Raw genomic sequence first — 17,316 nt, 5'->3', positions numbered from 1 at the left:
CCGCAACCACAGGTCGCACTGGGACAGAAGAAGGTCCGAGTAGGCAAGAAGCCGGGCGTGGAGCTCCGCTTAGAGGAGAAGCTTGGCGCGCAGAGAGTCGACAGTGCCCTGGTCGACGCCGAGGCCCTCCCGTACGTAAGTATCCATACCGCCGTAGAGCCGGTCCACCTGTGCATACGCCGCATCGAGCCACGACAGGTCCACCGCGTCGTCCCGGCCCAGGTACGTGTTCGACGCCATGAAATCGGCACTGATGAACTCACGCGGGACACCCAGAATGGTCAGCAGGATCGCGGTACCCCAACCGGTGCGGTCCTTCCCTGCACTGCAGTGGTAGACGGTTGCGCCGTCGGAGTTGTTCGCGATCGCAGTCAGCAGGTCACGGAAGGCGACATCGGAACCACGGTAGTTGACCATGAACGGGTAGCCGATGCTCTGGCCGATGTTCGAGGTTCCCTTGACTGCGCCGTCGATCAACGCGCGACCGAGGGTCAGGGGAACGAACTCGTGGAACGCGATGCCGTGTTCGATACTGACGACGTCGGCGACCTGGTAGGTGACCCCGGCGGGGATCCGATCGGGATCCTCCGCACGTTCGGAGGCGTTGCGCAGGTCGACGTCGAGGGTCAGGTTCGCGGCGGTGAGTTTTGCCAGATCAGTCTCATTGAGCGAGCTGAGCTTGTTGGAACGGAACACCAGGCCTGTCCGGACGGTCCTGCCGTCGGTAGTCCGATACCCGCCGATATCGCGGAAGTTCCGCGCCTCGTCGAGCCTGATCTCGGCCGCGGACGGCGGTGGGATCTCCGGCAGCGGCGGTTGCTCCCCGGACGATCCGAACTGACTCGAACCCAATTGCAGGTCGCCGCTCGAAGCGGAGGCGAGTGTGGGGCCTGTCAGGGCCGCACCCATAGCGACCAGCGCAGCGAGGGCGATTCCGAAAGGGCGCGCCCCTCGGCGGCGCGTGTAGACAGTTGTCACCTTCATCCTCTCATTCGCTGTGCGGGATACCCCGCGCCCCGCAAACTCCCGTGCGAGATTACAAGGGTGGCACGCTCCTCGTCCCGACTTTGCTCCAGAAACCGGACATGTGTTCAGGTGCCCGGCCAGCCGCCATCCTGCAGGAAGAAACTCTTGCCCGTCACTGCGTCGCCATCGACCACGCCGGGCCCGATCGAACGACAGACCGCGGCCGCGGCGGCAGCCGTAACTGCACAGCGCCGAACAACTTCACTGTCGAGCAACTGCACGAATCTCCACCTCGAGCTGGTATCCGTTGGGACGAAATCAATCTCATGCGCTACCGGCCGTCGACCATGACCAGTGCAGGCTGAGGAATGTCGGACGAAGCGTCTGCGAGAGCAGCAAGAGTGCCGTCGAGCGCGACAAGGTCCGCACGACGACCCGGCGCCAAGATCCCCACCCGTCCTTCGTCATGGACCAAGTACGCACTGTCCACAGTCATGGCCTGCACTGCACGCTGCACTCCGATCCGTTGGTGGGCGCCAAGCACGGCACCGCCCATGGTCAGCCGATTCACAGCAGTCCTAATCGTCTGGAGGGGATCCATCGGCGTTATCGGGCAATCCGAGTGCAGCCCGAATTTCAAGCCGATGTCATCGGCGCACGCCAGCGGGTCCAGGTTGCCGGCTCTCTCAGGACCGAGGAAACGGTCACGGTGACGATCGCCCCAATGAAAAACATGGTTGACGAAAAAGCTCACCCCGATCTCGGCATCACGTATCGCCTCGAGATCCGCAGGCCCACTCACCTGGCAGTGCTCGATACGGTGCCGCGCTCGACGTCCGTCACTGCGGTGCGCACTGCGCAGCGCCGCGATGGCGGCGGCTACAGCCGCATCGCCGTTGGCGTGCACCGCGACCTGACCTCCCTCGCGGTGCACCTGGAGAACCATGTCGTCGAGTTGCTCCTGCGGATAGAGCAGATCACCGTGATGGTTCGGGCTGCAGGTATACGGAGTTCGCAAGGCTGCAGACAATCCTTGAATGGACCCATCCGCCCAGAATTTGGCGCCGGCCAGGCGGAAGCGTGACCCTGGGGCCGGTGCAGCCGTGAAAGCGATGTTCCTTTCCTCCAGTTCTGCGATCGCGAGATCACCCCGAAGGAAGCCAACCGTGTGCACGGGCATCTCGCCCATGGTGTCCAGGGCACGATAGGCGGCCAACTCCTGCATGCCCGCCGACAGGCCGACCCCTAGATCGTGGACGGTCGTGATTCCTCGCGAACGCGCCAGTGTCAAGCTACGCAGCAACGCGGTCTGCACCTCTGCCTGTGTCAGGTCTGGTATCGCGCCACTCAACCGTGCCACGGCGTCGATTTCCCAGGCCATCCCTGTGAGCCTCCCGTCCGCCCCACGCGGAAACTGCGAGTCCCCGGGATCCACCGTCGATTCGTCGATGCCTGCAGTTGCAAGCGCAACAGTGTTTGCCACCGCAAAGTGCCCCGAGATATGCAGAACGATGATCGGGCGGTCGGTGCAGACTGCGTCGAGGTCATCGCGTGTGAGATGGCGACCTTCTCGAAGTTGTGTGTCGTCGTACCCCCATCCACGTATCCAGCCGTGAGTGGGAGTGGAGTTCCGCAGAGCCCCTTGGATATCCGTGATCGAGGCGCACGGTGGCGTCCGGCAATCGGCCCATCCGTCAGTCAAGCCGGAGTAGGTCGGGTGAATGTGCGACTCGATCAGCCCCGGGATCACAGTAGCGCCGGCGAGATCGAGCCGACGAGTTTCCGGTCCGGCGTACTCCCCCATGTCCTTTCGACTTCCGGTGGCGACAACCAGGCCTCCATCGAGGACGAGCGCCTCAACCTGGGGTGACGCTGCGTCTTGGGTGAGGATTGCATCTGCGGTGAGTAGTGTCCGAGTCATCGGATATCCGCCTTCGCGGTCGGGACTGCGGGGCAAGGCACTGGTGCCGATCGATTTTCTGCACGGAGGCCCGAAACCGCTTCGACAGGAGGCCACATCACCCGGGTGGCGGACACGAACAACACGTTCAGAACAAGGGCTGCGGCACCGATGTTCATGCCTTTGTCCGCCAACCACATCGATACCGTGCCGTGTGTGTCGAGGTACAGCCAGAGCACCAGCACGTCGCCGAGCACCACGCCCATCGCGAGCGCTGCCGGTCGCAGCTTCCATCCGAAGATCATCGTCGCGAACACCACCACGGCCTGGGTCACCCCGTAATACGCGGTATTCACCAGCGTCAGCAGCAATTGGGGTGCGGCGAGGGTGAGGATCAGCGAGAGGCCGAGGTAGGCGACTATGACCCCGCGCACCCACACTCTCTGACGTGATTCGGGTATTCCAGGAACGATGTTTCGCGAGACGATCGAGCCGATTCCCAGCGCCGAGCCACACAGAACAACGATCGCGCACAGTGCCGCACCACCCGCCACCACTCCGGTCAGCCAGTCCGGGAGCACGAGGCGGGACAGTTGCAGGAGGACCTCATTGGACTCTGCGCCCTCGAGCTTGTTGGGCAGCAATGAAATTGCGCCGAAGGCAGCAGCGACGAGGAAGGGATACATGAGCATGTACAGCGGGTTGAATCGGGCGACTCGCTTGAGGGTTGCCTCGGACTTCGCCGATAGCACCGCTTGCACGATGAAGGGGAAAACGAAAAAACCGAGTGACTGGAACACAATTGTGGTGAGAACGAAGGTCAGCGACGAACCGGTGACGGTGGATTGCGAGGCCTGCCCGGCCCCATGGGATGCCGCATCGGCAAAGAGCTTCGTGATACCGCCCGATTTGGCCGTGGCGGCCAGTCCGATCAGGATCGCTCCCAACAGCAGAGCTGCGTCCTTGACGTAAGACACGAACGCCGGTGCACGCACACCCGAAAGCAGGAGGAAGAGCAGAGCAAGCGCAGCGCCGACGAAAACCGCCACCGTCGGGTTGATGGTGATGCCAAGTCCGCTCAGTGCGACCTGGAGGCCGGCAAGCTGCAACTGCCCCCAGGGAATGAGGAAGACTACCGAGGCAATCGCGATTGTCAGTTCCAACCCGCGCGACCGAAAGTGCCGCCCTGCCACATCGGGCAGCGTCATCGCGTTATACCGCTTGCCTGCCCGCCAGAGATAGGGCGCAAAGAAGTATCCGATCGGGTAGGCAAGCAAGATGTATCCGATGAACCAGACGCCGTAGCTTGCCCCGTGGGCGTACACACCCCCGGGAAATCCAATGAGCGTGCCGATGCTGTAGGCCTCACCTGCTCCCAGGATGAAAACCAGCACGGGACCGAAAGACCGCCCGCCCACGAGGTAGTCGGAGATCTCTTTTTTGCTTCCACGGCGTGAAAGCACTCCGGCGCCGAGCGCGAGGAGTAGCACGAGCGTAAATGTTGCAGCGATCATGTCGGATCCCCGATCTCGGTCTTGGCCTGAGCCAGTTCGTTTCGTTCCGCTTCCTCGAAGTCCTTGCGGTCAAAGAACTTCCATGCCATGTGGAGACACAACGAGGTCAGCGGCATCCACAGGAAAAGCCACGCGAACAAAATGGGAAATCCGAGAACAGTCAGTTCGGATCCGGAGAGCGCAACTATCCCGCCCAGCACCCCGACGAACGGAACTCCGATTGCGAGCAAGGCACTCTTCGCCTCGTTGGACATGATTGTGGCTCCTTAGCCGTTGATCGATCCGGAGCAGATGAGGCGAGGGGCGTTTTGCCGTCGAATCGTCGTCCGGTCTAGCGTTGAGTGTGCCTCCCGTCACTATGGCGGGACCATGGGTGAACCCCGGAATCCACGACGCTCGTTCGTGAAATTCACGGGACGCAAGACCAAGCACGCACAAAGGAGTAACCCCGTGGACGTAACCGACGTCGAAGAAGACACGATCCGACGGTTGTGTCGCGAGGTTTCCGACGAGCTCGAAGCGCTCACCGAGCGCGCGGTACAACAGATTCGCAGCGAACTCCCGGCCTACTCCGCGGTACCAGTGGCCGAGCAAGGCAACTACATCCGCAAACAGTTGTCCGCAATGCTGTGTGCCGTCGCCGAGAACGAAACGATCACCACAGAAGACACCGACCGAAACCGCGAACTCGGGCGCCGTCGCGCGATGCAAGGGCTCCCCCTCTCCGATGTCATCGAGACCTATCACATTGCATCTCGTGAGCTCTGGGACACGATGGTCCAGCGGTCCACGAAACCAACACACGAGCTGCTGCAAGCAGGCGGCAAACTTTGGGACCTCGTTCACGCCGCGACGAGCGCAGTCGCAGTCGGACACTCCGAGGCAACGCGCAGCGAGCAGGCCATCCGCGCCGGCGTTCGATACCGATTCTTCGAAACACTGCACAGTGCAACGGATATGGAACTGAGCAACGCCCGAGAGCTGGCACAAACCCTCGGATTCGATACACAGAAATCGTTCCAAGCACTGTCGGCCGTCGAGGACGAATGGTCAGAAGCACAAGTGGAACACCTGCAACGAACCCTGGATTCCGTGCATGTTGTCGCGCATTGCAGTCGACATGGCTCCCGAGTAATCGTGATGTGTCAGGGCGAACCAACCGAAGTCATCCACGCAATCATGCGAGATCATCCACGAACGTCACTAGGTATCGGGATGCCCCGGGTCGGGCTCGTCGGCGCAGCTCAAAGCATCACCGACGCCGAGCGCACATTGCAGTTGGCGACAGCGCCGGGCACGACGGTCAGTTTTGCCGACGAATGGCTCATCGCCACTCTTGCCACCCACCAGGACGAGCTGCTGCCGCTTCTACAGGCCGGGGCATCTGTGGCCGAAGAGCACTCACATCTGATGGACGCCGTCCGCGCCTTCGCGCGAAGCGGGTTCTCTGTCAGCGCCGCCGCCCGTGACATCCACCTACATGCGAACTCTGTCACCTATCGACTCGACCGCTGGCAGCATCTGACTGGATGGGATGCGCGAACCCTCGACGGCCTGATGAAATCCATGGTGAGCCTCGAATTGTTTCATCGTAAAACGCTCGCCAAGATCTGACACCGAACACAGTCCGCTTTTCCTCGGCACACTGAACCGCGCCCGTGCTTGTCACGCGGGGTCGGAGTCGAGTCGATTCCGAAGCCAAGCACCCATATCTAGCGCAGCACGCCGGGCAACAGGCGTTGGATGGTTTGTAAATCCATGCGGGACATCAGGATAGAGACGCAAGTCGACGTCGTTTCCGGCCGCCGACAGTCGCGCCACCATGGCAAGGTTCTCTGCCAGGACCACGTCTTCTGATCCAACGACAACGAGGGTCGGCGGCAGGCCGCTGAGGTCGCCGAATGTCGGAGAAATATCCGGAAGAGTGCGATCATCGACATGGCCGACGTAGGCTTCGATGAAGTATTCGTCGCTGATGGTGCGGCCCGCGGGAGTCTGGGCACTGACGTCGTACGTGCCCGCTTCCAGCACCGCACCCGAAAATGCCTTGGCCAGACCTCGATCACGAAGGCGCAGCAACGTCGTCGTCACCAAGGTTGCTCCCGCCGACATGCCACCGATGGCGAGCCTGGTCGTCCCGAACCGTTCGGCAGCGACCTCAAGCAGCCACAAGGCGACTGCCTCACAATCGTCCGGCGCTGCCGGCCAAGGGAATTCCGGTGCAAGCCGGTAATCGACGGTAACCACTACCACCCCGACCTCGTCGGCAAGTCTCATGCTTCGGGCGTCAGCGCTGGCCGCTGAACTCATGTAGAAACCCCCACCCGGAAGATACAGATAGACCCCGTTGACATCGCCGTCTTTCGGAGTGACTACGCGTACCGAAACGGATCGGCCCTCGATGTCGAGTGTGTGTTCAACAGCCCGGCTCGCCGTGGGATCAACCACCCTGGATGCTCGCACCACAAGCAGTTCCTGCAGGGAACTCGGACCGACACCGGCAGGCCGCGACGCATAGAACGCTCGCGTACTCGCCAAATCGTCACGAGGCATTTGTTCGATCAGATCAGTCAATGCAAGCTTCACCAGGGCTCCCTCGGGTCGAGACTTGTCGACAATGATGACACCTCCAGCAGGAGCACGTGTCCGACGTGTTCTCGGCAACGCGGGGCCGTGACAGGTATGAGCAAACCGCGCCGGAAAGAGGTCTTCTCACGCTAGCCTCGACTCGGAATTGGACGTTTGTCTAGAAAGGTCGATGGATGCGTGCGCTGTTGCTTGCCACCCTCGCAATCCTGGTCCTCCAGATTGCAACTCCGGCGGCGAACGCTGCACCACCGGATCCGGGCTGGACTCTCCCCCAACTGACCGTCGCAGATCGAACGATCAAGGACGTCGACGGACGAACGGTGTTGCTCCGCGGCGCGAACGCCAACGGTCTCAATGACTACGCAACCAACGGCACCGGTCTACCCACCGTTACGCCGCTGGGAAGAACGGACTTCGCGCAGATGGCAGCGCTGGGCTTCAACGTCGTCCGGCTCAACGTCGCGTGGTCCCTCCTGGAACCGACCCGCGGTGCATTCGACACTGCGTACGTCGACCGCGTTCGAGTAGCGGTCGAGGATGCAAAAGACCACGGCATCTACACCGTTCTCGACATGCATCAGGATGCATGGGGCCCGTACGTCGGCACTCCGAGCGACCAGTCGTGCCCGTCATTCATGCGGCCGGGAGTCGGCTGGGACGGCGCACCCGAGTGGGCAACCCTGACCGGCGGATGGACAACCTGCAACATCGGTGGACTCAGGGAAGCCGCACCCGCGATCGCCCATGCCTTCCAGGCGTTCTACGACGACGAGCAAGGAATCCAGAGTCGCCTCGTCGCGACGTGGGCGCGGTTGGCTGCCGAGTTCAAAGACGAACCAGCTGTAGCCGGATACGACCTGTTGAACGAACCGAACCCCGGCCTGCGCGATCCATTCACGGCAGCTGATCAGATCGGGCAGTTCTACAAGCGGGCCACCGACGCCATCAGACAGGCCGAAGCAGGAGGATTTCCACACCTCGTGTTCTTCGAGCCCAGCGCGATCTGGTCGGCTTTCGGCCTCGACGCGCTGCCTCCACGCCATTACCTGACCGATCCCCTGGTGGTCTTCTCGCCCCATCTCTACAGCGAATCGATAACGGTCAGTAGCGAATTTCCCGGAATCGAAGACGGATTCAAGATCGCCGACCTCGCTGCCGCCTGGTACGACGCACCGTTGTGGACAGGTGAATGGGGTTGGTTCGGCGACGCCGACGAGCAGAGAGCAGACGTCGACCGCTTCGTCGATGCCACCGACAGGTACCGGATGGGCGGCGCGTGGTGGTCGTGGACACAAGCGTGCGGTGACCCCCACCCGGTTCGCGACGGCAATACCCACCAGCCGCAGGGAAATCTGAATCGCATCGACTGCCCGTCCGGTGAATCACTCGGGCTCGTAGAGGGATTCACCGCGCCACTCTCGCGAGCGTATCCGCGGGCAGCGCCCGGCTCGCTGAGGGAGGTATCGCGTGACGGGTTTGACGGGAGCGGCACCGGACGGGTCGAGGCCTGGTACCCCGGCACCGACCGGCCACAGCTCGAGACCACGAATCTCTCCGACGTCCGACTGTCCCCGATCGAGGGCGGATGGCAACTGATCGGTCACGCCGACGGCGACTACGCGGTCAAGCGCGCCTGATCGAACGATCATCCGGGAATCGCGCGTTCACACCACGCGAAAGAGCGGGTATCAGAAGATTCCGCCAATTCCCTTGCCGATCAGAACAACTCCGACGACCAAGATCAACACACTCATCACCGTGGTGTTGTTGTCCTCGAGCCAGACTTTGAGATAGGCCAATGGCTTTCGCAGGCGATCAGCAGCCACCAGGTATCCGATGACCGGGATCGCGACAGTTGAACTGGCGATGACCGTGAATACGAGAATCGAGGTGATCGCTCCGCTGGTCGCCAACGACGCCGAGCCGATCGACACTCCGGCCGCGATGCACATGAGCAGGTTCTTCGGGTTGATCGCGGCGAGCGCGAATCCAAGGCCCAATCCCTTGACCGCGGTCATCTCGTCGACGGCTTGCATCCACTTCGGTGTTTCGTGCTCGCCGCTGCGCCCCCGCCACTGCTTGACCCCGACGGCCAACAGGAGGACACCGAGAGCTAGTTTGATCCACGAAACCGTGGCGGACGGTCCGTCGTCTGACGTGCTGACGGCACTGGACAAGATGACGAAAAGAACTGTAGCGATGAAGATTCCGAGTAACCAGCCCACCGCGAACCCGGCGCTGGTGCTACCCGCTCGCTTGGAGAGCAACATCAAGATAGTGGCGATGACGGCCACCGGCGACACGGCGACACCGACGGCCAATGGGAGAAGTTCTCCGACAACGGAACCCATGTCAAAACTCATTTCTGATTGCAGCAAGCAGGATAGGCGGTAGGCGAGAAAAGGCGCCCCTGTCCGCCACGGCGGACAACAGAGCACAGCTGATACCGCTGCGCGACAATGCTGACACTGCGAGCGCCTGCGTAGTTGATGCCTCATTCGAAAGGGATGAGTGCCTGAACCGCAGGCCTCGATTCCCCACCGAAGATCGCGAAAAGACTTGGCTAACGGTGTGTCGGCTGCGCTCGCAGCAGAGCGCAGCCGACATCATCGAGGAGGATCACCAGACACAATCTCGAGTAGTGACCTCACGCGTAAAGACGGGTTACTTCGCGCAGCCACTGCCCTCGAACGCGAGCTTGGACGTATATTGCCCGTCCGGCAAATACTCTCCCATCACGGCCTTCTCGTCGCCGGGCGTCTTGGTATCGTGTGCAGCGTGGCTGAAGTCCTTGGCCGGCAGCATGTTCCGCATGATCAAGAGGGAATCGTCGGGATGCCCTGCGCCGTCACCGGCCGGCGAGAGCGAAAGCCATGACACCCCACATTCCTTCGTAGCGTTTGCGGGTCGGTCTTCAGGGAGCGACGCGACAATCGTGTAGCGACCATCCGCATCAGTGGCCATCTGCTCGTCGAACAGACACGTCGCTACCTTCGTCGTTGCCAGCGATTCATTGCTGCACATCGACCAGAACCGCATGTCGACCGCGCTGTCGAGATTCTTTGCGCCGCCTGTAGTCTTCGGAGTCCTCGGCAACTCTCCCCGAAGTACTAGAACTTCGCCGAACCCACGGTTGACTTCGGCTGTGACGTAGCTGTTGTCGATGTTGGAGTACTGCCCGCCCACCCGCTGGGGTGTGCCATCGCATTTGCCGAGATAGGTACAGCCGAGCGTGAACTCGGCGCTGTAGTACGCCCGCCAGACTGGTGCCTGCTCGGAAGGGAATGTCGCAGGCTTGCCCGGTTGGTCACGCAATGCCTTGTACGTGTCTAACGGCAGCGAAGCCGGCTTCAAGATTCCGTTGTCCGCACCGACCGCTGAACACAGATCCTGCCCCCGCAGCACTTGACCACCGGGAAGGTGCAGCTCTGGCTCAGGCAGTCCTACGCCGCCGGTGAGATCACGCCCAGTGTCCGGCAGGTAGATGCGATAAAGCAGGCTTATCCGGTCCTGACCTGGCACACCGGCATACAAGGTGTTGGGTTTCGGCTCAGCAGGTGAGGCCTCGTTGAGGACGGAAGCCGTGTACGACCTGGCACCTTCGTTCGCTCGATCGGCACCGGGAAGATAGGTATTGCGCGAGCCTGCGTCCGGAGCAGTCGAAATGTCATTGAGGACGGCGGTCGGCATCGCGGTTGCCGCGTTGTACGAGTTCAACGACTGATAGCGAGCATGCGCATACTGCCCTCGGATAACCAACTCGGCGTTCTCGGGGATTGTGAACTGCGCAGCCCAGTAAATCGCCGCAGTGTCAGGAAAGGCGTAGTTGAGCTGTGGGTCCGCGCGCTCGGGATTGATCGGCACGGACCAGAAGCAGGTCGACACCGGATGCTCGACGTCCGGTCCGCCGGATCCGAAATCGACAGAACCAGATTCGGATCCGCTAGCCGAACCGGTTCCTGATCCGGATCCGCTCGACGAACCGAAATCGACAGATCCGACCGCCGGCGCGGCGACCGCGGACCCAGCCCCGGCAAATACAGTGATCGCGCTCAGCGCCACCGCAGCTACGAGTGTTCTTGATGAATGCATCGCGCTCCTTGTTAGATAGCTGACAAACAGTGATAGAACGATCTAGAGCGAGTACTCCCGGTCCAACGACGAGAGACCGTCACGAGGTCCGCACTCCGCACTACTACTTGGTGGGTTGAAAGTCGTTCGTCAGAGCGCCGCGAATCGCGTCGGTGTCCGACTGAGACCAGTTGTCGGGGTGCAGGATCCGCGCCCACATGTCCGCCGCCTCGGCACCGTAGTTGTGCCCGTGACCTGGCGGAACGTCCGCCGAGAAGACCATGTCGAGTGTCACCTGCCAGAATGTCACGAACGGTATCCACGTCATTCCCGGATCGACATCACGGCCGAGAGGCTCGGCAAGCCAGTCCGGCTTGTTCAGAAGCAGGTCGAAAGACCACCAGACAATTGGGTCGCTGGCGTGCTGCCAGTACACGACGCGTGAGTCGTTCCACGGCGCATCCAGTTCGAGATCCTCCGGATAGGCAGCGAAACGAATCGACTGCCCGTCGTCGATCACCGGCACGGCTTCCCGTGAGCCGGAGTCACGACTGCTGGTGATCTCCTGCCATTGAGCGGTGAAGTTCGGAGTCCCCGACCACAACGCCCCATCCACCCGCGTCGCCATGTCCTGTGCTCCCGCGAACGCGGCCTGTCCCCCGTACGATCCGAGGCTCTCGCCGAAAACGACAAGCTTGGGGCGCTTGTCGAGCGGCAGATCGATCCACTTCGCATAGACAGAGTTGAACAGCGCCCGGCCTGCGGCCATCGGGGTTTCGCGATCGGCGATGAATGCCAAAGGGCTGGGAAGGAACGAGTACTGCATCGCCGCGATGGCGGTGTCGCCGCCCTGGACGTATTCGAAAGCGGACGCCACGTCGTCGTTCACCCAGCCGCGGCCGGTGGTGGTCACTACTGCCAGGACGGCACGGTCGAAGCCGCCGGTGCGCTCGAGTTCGTTGACGACCCGCTGCGCGACACCGTCGACGGAATCCGACGACTCACGGCCGGCGTACACGCGGATGGGTTGCTTCGCGTCCAGCCCGGTCAGCGCGGAAATCTGCACCGCAGACGGCCCGCTACCCATGAAGGTGCGACCCTCCTTGCCCAGCGAATCCCATGCCTCGGCAGACATGGGTGAACCACTGCGTTCGGCGATCAGAGGCTGGTCGATACCATCGGGCGTGTCGTTGTCCGCGCCGGAGAAACTCCAGTTCGCAAAAGCGATGAGCCCGTTGTAGAGGGCACCGTTGACGACGAAGATCGCCAACGCGAAGACGACGACCAAGCTCGCGACTTTCGCTGCTTCCTTGGGAACAAACCGCAGAGCAACGGCAGCGAGTCCTCTGGTGAGATGCCGCAGACCGCGACCCACCTCCAACAAGATCAACCACACCACCAGCGAAATCAGCAGCACCAGAAGATAGTTCGCCCGGTTCACGCGAGGCGCCTCGACCAGATCACGGACGATCTGCTGCCACCACGAACCCAAGATCAGAAAAAGAGGCACCAATATCACTGCCAGTACGGCGAGTACGGCCCAACCGATCCGCTTGGTCCGGTCCGACCATCTCGGTTCGACTCCGCATTTGCGGATCATCCACGCCACGCTCACACCGATGCCGTACCCGGTGGCGACGGAAATACCGGTTGCCACGCCCTGCAGGTACCACGCGCGCGGTAAGAGGGACGGGCTCATCGAGAGGACGAAAAACACCAGACCGAACGACAACCCGACCGAGTGCAGTGTCTTGCCGTAGCGCCGCACACCTTCCCACACACGTTTCATGCCCGAATCGTAAGTGCGCCAGAAAGATGAAATGCGCCTCTCATCCCTTTCGAATGAGGCGCGAACTACGTCGGTGGAAAGTGTTCGCTATTCCGCGTCATGCACCGAAAAGCTTCGACCCAACGGCAATCACGGGCGAACACCGGTGGTGCGTTGACAGATTTCACACACGCGATTCCGCGTACACTGTGTGGGGTCAATCCACTCAGCACGTACAAATTCGGCGCGATTCTCATGGCGGCAAAACGAGGAAACCTACCGATCGAACTGAGCAGTTTCGTCGGTCGCCGGTCCGAGGCCAAAGAAGTCCGACGCCTGCTGTCGGACTACCGGCTCGTGATCCTTACGGGCCTGGGTGGGGTCGGCAAAACCCGCTTGGCGCTCCGTGCCGCCGATGATTCCTCCCGTGCGTTCCCCGGGGGCGTCTGGTTCGTCGACTTCAGCGAACTGCGGGAGCCGGCACTTCTCGATCAGACGATTCTTGCCGCACTCGGAGTACAAGACCGATCTACGCGGTCACCGCGATCGGTACTGATCGGCCGTCTCGTCGACGAACGTGTCCTGCTTGTTCTGGACAATTGCGAACACCTCATCGGCTGGGTGGCCGACACCGCCGCCGAACTCCTCCGGTGCTGTGCCCGATTGGCACTTCTGGCGACCAGCCGAGAACCGCTCGACATTCCCGGCGAGATGGTATTACGGGTGCCGCCTCTGCGATTTCCCACCGAGGCGCCGTCGCCAACCGACACCCGTGATGGTGATGCGATGATGCTGTTCGAGCAGCGGGCACGTTCCTCCGTGACGGACTTCCGCATCACCAGCGAGAACAGCGCGGCTGTGGAGAAGATCGTCCGCCGGTTGGAAGGACTACCGCTGCCGATCGAGTTGGCGGCTGCCCGACTGAGGGCGATGTCGGTCGATCAGATCCTGCAAAAACTCGACGACCGCTTCCAACTGCTGACGCGGGGCAGCCGGAACGCTCCAGCGCGTCAACAAACGCTTGCACAGAGTATCGACTGGAGCTTCGATCTGTGTACGCCGCCGGAGAAGTCGTTGTGGGCGAACTCGAGCGTATTTGCGGGTAGCTTCGATCTCGGGTCCGTCGAAGGAATTCTCGCCGACGAAGCACAGAACGACGACTTGGGCGATCTCGTGATGTCCCTTGTCGACAAGTCGATCCTCATCCGTGAACAAAACGGCTCGTACGTCCGCTACCGCCTACTCGAGACTCTTCGCGACTACGGGCGTGAACTGGTGTCAGTCGACGAGTGGGTCTCGCTGCAGCGCAGGCACAGTGAGTGGTTCAGGCAACTCGTCTTCCGCGCCGGAGTCGACTGGACGGGGCCGCACCAAATCGACTGGATGACGCGGATCGACCGCGACTTACCCAACCTGCGCACCGCGTTGGAATTCGGTCTGACCGAACCCGACTCGGTCGAAGACACATTGCGTACCGCAAGTGCTCTGCATGATTACTGGCTTGCACGTGGTCGATTCAACGAAGGTCGCTACTGGTTGGGTCGCGCCCTGGCCGAGGTGCCCGAACTGACCGAGGGCACTCTCGGTGAGGTGGTAGTCGAGGCCGCCGCGACAGGCGCACTGCTGGCAGCCCTCCAACGAGATATCGCTTCGGCGACAAGCATTGCCGAAGAGGCTCGGCGACAGGCCGAGATGCAGCGGAACGACGACGGTCGCATACTGGCGCGGTACACGCTCGGATTCGTCGCGGTCGCCGACGGCGATCTCGTGCGCGGCGCCGAGTACCTGGAGCAGGCTGTCGCAGCATTCCGGGCAAACGACGACATCGCCCGTCTGGTACCCGCGCTCTACTGGTTCGCCTTCGTCGTCGACGCACTCGGCGAAACCGACCGGGCTGCAAGCATTTACGAGGAGGAGTTGGCCCTCACCGAATCGCGCGGCGAAATCTTGTGGCGGTCGATGACGATGTCGGACTACGGATCCGCCCTGTGGCGTCATGGCAACCACGCTCGCGGTATCGAGCTACTCGAAGATTCTCTCCGATTGCTTCGAGGGCTGGGTAACCAGTTCGGATGTGCATGGTGCCTCGAGGAAATCGCGTGGACGCTTGTCGACCGGGACGCAAAGCTGGCAGCCACACTGATGGGAGCTGCCGACACGCTGTTCACCGCCACGGGCAGCCCGATGGACACCTTCAGGAGCATGGTCCCGTACCACGAAAACAGCGTGACCGAGGCTCGTAACCGGCTCGGAGACAGGGTGTTTCAAACAGCATTCGATCATGGACGAGCTCTGACTCTCGACGACGCAGCGGCCCGCGCGCTGAGAGAGCAACCGCCCGGTGGATCACCGAAATCGGCGGCCGACGAAGTGCTGACTCCGCGGGAGCAGCAGGTGGCCGAACTCGTCGCACAGGGCCTGACCAACCGAGCAATCGCGGACAAGCTGGTCATTTCTCAGCGCACTGTCGACGGCCACGTCGATCACATACTGAACAAACTGGGGTACGGCTCGCGCACCAGGATTGCGGCCTGGGTGCTCCAGCGCACAAACGACTTCCGCAACCCTTCGACCTCGTGACGGTCGGTGTCTTCGATCGATCGCGGCGCGGCGGGTAACCCGGCCGAATCCTGTCGCAAGAATCCGACCGTCGAAAGTTTTCTCAGCCTTCGTGATCAGCGAGAGTCCAGTGTCCCGCACCGCGCAGTTCGAGTTGTCGATTGTGAAAAACGTCGAGAGTGCTGCGATGCCCGACGCTGACAATGATGCTGTCGGGCAGTTCACGGCGAAGGATGTCGTAGAGCGTGTACTCGAGGCCTTCGTCGATTCCGGATGTCGCCTCGTCGAGAAATGCGGTTCGCGGTCGGATCAGGAGGACCCGGGCGAACGCCAACCGTTGTTGTTCGCCCGGCGACAGAATTCGAGTCCAATCAGCCGGCTCGTCGAGCCGACCGATCAAATGTGCGAGATGCACCTCGGCGAGCGCGTCGTGGAGCCTGCGGTCGTCGAAGTCCGAGCGCCCGGTGTTCGGCTGACCTGAGGGCAACTGGTCCGGATATACCAAACCCGCGCGCAGAGAACCCAATGGTAGGTATGGCCGTTGTGAGAGGAACAGGACGTCTCCGACCGGGGTGGTCACGGAACCGTTTGTGTACGGCCACAACTGCGCGATGCTGCGGAGCAGCGTGGTTTTGCCGCTACCCGACGGACCCTTCACCAGCAGTGCATCGCCGGGCCCCAGTGACATGTCGAGTTCGGAGATCAACGCCTCACCAACCGGCGTGCGCACGTCGAGTCCCCGAACAACCAAATGACTGCCAGCGGAGAACGCGTCGAGCACGGGAAGTGCGCGGGCACGACGATTGGCATCGGCGAGCCCGGTCAAACGGATCAGTGTGGCCCGGAAACTTGCAAAATCGGCATAGGACTCTCGAAAGAACGACAACGAATTGTGCACCTGGCCGAATGCTTGAGCAGTTTGCATCACGTCGCCGAAAGTGATCTGCCCGCTGAACAATCGAGATCCCTGGACCAGAAACGGAAACACCACCGCTGTCTGATCCACTGCCAGATTGAAGCCACTGAACTTGAGCGTCCGGAAGACGATCGCCCACATATTGCGGATCACTGCAGCAAAACGTAGTCCGAGCGTGCGTCGTTCGACGTTCTCTCCGCGATAGAAGGCGATACTTTCGCCGTACTCCCGTAGTCGAACCAACGCGTACCGGAAGGTGGCGCCGAGTTTCTCGTTCAAGAAGTTCAGCATGATCAAAGGCCGGCCGATCCAGAATGCGAGTGCCGTGGTCACCAACACGTAGATGTAGACGAGAAAGATCATCGCTCGCGGAATCTCGGCACCGAAAACAGTCAAGGGACCGGACAGATCCCACAGGATCTTGGTGAAGCTGACGATCGAGACCATTGCGGCGACGGCGCCCATGGACAACGTGCGGGACGACGTCGCGAATGCGGTGATGTCTGCCTGAATACGTTGGTCCGGATTGTCGACCGGGTTCTCCAGGAAGTTTCCGCGATAGTAGGCGCGGCCGTCGAGCCAATCGTCGGTCAATGTGTCATTGAGCCAACTGCGCCAATTGATATCGAGTGTTTGGCCTACCAGGTAGACGACGAGTGAGCTAGCGACGTGGACTGCGGCCAATATCGCGAACACTCGCAGGTAGTGCCAGAAAGCGGTTTCGTCAAGGTTCTGAATGGCGTCGTAGAAATCCTTGTACCAGTACGAGAACAACACCGTCACGCGGACACCGAATATCGTGAGCAGCAGCAGTAACGCGAGAATCGACAGCGGAATGACGGTGCGCCGGGGATCGAAGTAGGGCCAAGCCATTCGCCGAAACTGGTTGCCCCAGACGGTATACCGAGCAAGCAGCAGCGCGGTGACGACGAGAACCACTACCGTGATCGCATATGCCTCTGCCAACCACAGTGCGCTGTCCGTTACCGCGCTACCCCAATTCACCGTAGCCTCCGCCCTGGAGGGGAACTGA

General features: G+C 61.5%; 13 protein-coding genes. 3 read left to right on the top strand and 10 right to left on the bottom strand.

Going from position 1 to position 17,316, the window contains the following annotated elements:
* Window positions 1–69 precede the first annotated feature (69 nt).
* The 5 genes from GN300_RS23505 to GN300_RS23485 form a co-directional block, all read right to left on the bottom strand.
* Window positions 70–984, bottom strand: a complete 915-nt coding sequence (locus GN300_RS23505) for a tyrosine-protein phosphatase (protein WP_007735104.1) — start codon at window positions 982–984, stop codon at window positions 70–72.
* Window positions 985–1,091: 107 nt separating this feature from the next.
* On the bottom strand, window positions 1,092–1,247 hold the full coding sequence (locus GN300_RS23500; RefSeq protein ID WP_155419219.1) for a hypothetical protein: 156 nt from the start codon (window positions 1,245–1,247) through the stop codon (window positions 1,092–1,094).
* Window positions 1,248–1,297: 50 nt separating this feature from the next.
* On the bottom strand, window positions 1,298–2,887 hold the full coding sequence (locus tag GN300_RS23495; protein ID WP_063316540.1) for an amidohydrolase: 1,590 nt from the start codon (window positions 2,885–2,887) through the stop codon (window positions 1,298–1,300).
* Window positions 2,884–4,380 carry a sodium:solute symporter gene (locus tag GN300_RS23490; protein ID WP_003942149.1) on the bottom strand — a complete coding sequence of 499 codons (1,497 nt, stop codon included), beginning with the start codon at window positions 4,378–4,380 and terminating at the stop codon, window positions 2,884–2,886. Before GN300_RS23490 ends, GN300_RS23495 begins: the two co-directional genes overlap by 4 nt.
* Window positions 4,377–4,634 carry a DUF3311 domain-containing protein gene (locus GN300_RS23485; RefSeq protein ID WP_003942271.1) on the bottom strand — a complete coding sequence of 86 codons (258 nt, stop codon included), beginning with the start codon at window positions 4,632–4,634 and terminating at the stop codon, window positions 4,377–4,379. The genes GN300_RS23490 and GN300_RS23485 overlap by 4 nt, the downstream gene beginning before the upstream one ends.
* A 196-nt stretch (window positions 4,635–4,830) precedes the next feature.
* Here GN300_RS23485 and GN300_RS23480 point away from each other — a divergent pair, with 196 nt between their 5' ends.
* On the top strand, window positions 4,831–5,994 hold the full coding sequence (locus GN300_RS23480; protein ID WP_063316732.1) for a CdaR family transcriptional regulator: 1,164 nt from the start codon (window positions 4,831–4,833) through the stop codon (window positions 5,992–5,994).
* A 51-nt stretch (window positions 5,995–6,045) separates the two neighbouring features.
* Here the strand turns inward: GN300_RS23480 and GN300_RS23475 are convergent, their stop codons facing one another.
* On the bottom strand, window positions 6,046–6,966 hold the full coding sequence (locus GN300_RS23475; protein ID WP_030535590.1) for an alpha/beta hydrolase: 921 nt from the start codon (window positions 6,964–6,966) through the stop codon (window positions 6,046–6,048).
* 176 nt (window positions 6,967–7,142) lie between these two features.
* Here GN300_RS23475 and GN300_RS23470 point away from each other — a divergent pair, with 176 nt between their 5' ends.
* Window positions 7,143–8,606: a glycoside hydrolase family 5 protein gene (locus tag GN300_RS23470; RefSeq protein WP_063316541.1), complete on the top strand. Its 1,464-nt coding sequence runs from the start codon at window positions 7,143–7,145 to the stop codon at window positions 8,604–8,606.
* 51 nt (window positions 8,607–8,657) lie between these two features.
* On the opposite strand, the gene GN300_RS23465 is transcribed toward GN300_RS23470, so the two are convergent.
* The 3 genes from GN300_RS23465 to GN300_RS23455 form a co-directional block, all read right to left on the bottom strand.
* Complete coding sequence (locus GN300_RS23465) at window positions 8,658–9,320, bottom strand: GAP family protein (RefSeq protein WP_058038672.1); 663 nt, start codon at window positions 9,318–9,320, stop codon at window positions 8,658–8,660.
* Between the two features lie 313 nt (window positions 9,321–9,633).
* A complete protein-coding gene (locus tag GN300_RS23460) occupies window positions 9,634–11,061 on the bottom strand; it encodes a hypothetical protein (RefSeq protein ID WP_063316542.1) in 1,428 nt (475 codons plus the stop codon).
* Between the two features lie 103 nt (window positions 11,062–11,164).
* Entirely contained in the window at window positions 11,165–12,829 is a 1,665-nt protein-coding gene (locus GN300_RS23455; RefSeq protein WP_063316543.1) for an alpha/beta-hydrolase family protein, read from the bottom strand.
* A gap of 153 nt (window positions 12,830–12,982) precedes the next feature.
* On the opposite strand from GN300_RS23455, the gene GN300_RS23450 reads away from it, so the two are divergent.
* A complete protein-coding gene (locus GN300_RS23450; RefSeq protein WP_082845807.1) occupies window positions 12,983–15,388 on the top strand; it encodes a LuxR C-terminal-related transcriptional regulator in 2,406 nt (801 codons plus the stop codon).
* 82 nt (window positions 15,389–15,470) lie between these two features.
* Here GN300_RS23450 and GN300_RS23445 read toward each other — a convergent pair whose 3' ends face one another.
* Window positions 15,471–17,288, bottom strand: coding sequence for an ABC transporter ATP-binding protein/permease (locus GN300_RS23445; RefSeq protein WP_063316544.1), 1,818 nt, complete (start codon window positions 17,286–17,288; stop codon window positions 15,471–15,473).
* Between the last annotated feature and the right edge of the window lie 28 nt (window positions 17,289–17,316).

This window comes from Rhodococcus sp. Ni2 (assembly GCF_021352185.1).
GTDB lineage: Bacteria > Actinomycetota > Actinomycetes > Mycobacteriales > Mycobacteriaceae > Rhodococcus_F > Rhodococcus_F qingshengii.
The sequence above is the reverse complement of the archived record's forward strand: the minus strand, read 5'-3'. Positions and strand labels throughout refer to the sequence as shown.

What these genes read in the sequence shown, in the direction of transcription:
- GN300_RS23505 (WP_007735104.1), bottom strand. Translation starts at nt 984, where the DNA reads ATGAAGGTGACAACTGTCTACACGCGCCGCCGAGGGGCGCGCCCTTTC.
- GN300_RS23495 (WP_063316540.1), bottom strand. Translation starts at nt 2,887, where the DNA reads ATGACTCGGACACTACTCACCGCAGATGCAATCCTCACCCAAGACGCA.
- GN300_RS23490 (WP_003942149.1), bottom strand. Translation starts at nt 4,380, where the DNA reads ATGATCGCTGCAACATTTACGCTCGTGCTACTCCTCGCGCTCGGCGCC.
- GN300_RS23485 (WP_003942271.1), bottom strand. Translation starts at nt 4,634, where the DNA reads ATGTCCAACGAGGCGAAGAGTGCCTTGCTCGCAATCGGAGTTCCGTTC.
- GN300_RS23470 (WP_063316541.1), top strand. Translation starts at nt 7,143, where the DNA reads ATGCGTGCGCTGTTGCTTGCCACCCTCGCAATCCTGGTCCTCCAGATT.
- GN300_RS23465 (WP_058038672.1), bottom strand. Translation starts at nt 9,320, where the DNA reads ATGGGTTCCGTTGTCGGAGAACTTCTCCCATTGGCCGTCGGTGTCGCC.
- GN300_RS23460 (WP_063316542.1), bottom strand. Translation starts at nt 11,061, where the DNA reads ATGCATTCATCAAGAACACTCGTAGCTGCGGTGGCGCTGAGCGCGATC.
- GN300_RS23455 (WP_063316543.1), bottom strand. Translation starts at nt 12,829, where the DNA reads ATGAAACGTGTGTGGGAAGGTGTGCGGCGCTACGGCAAGACACTGCAC.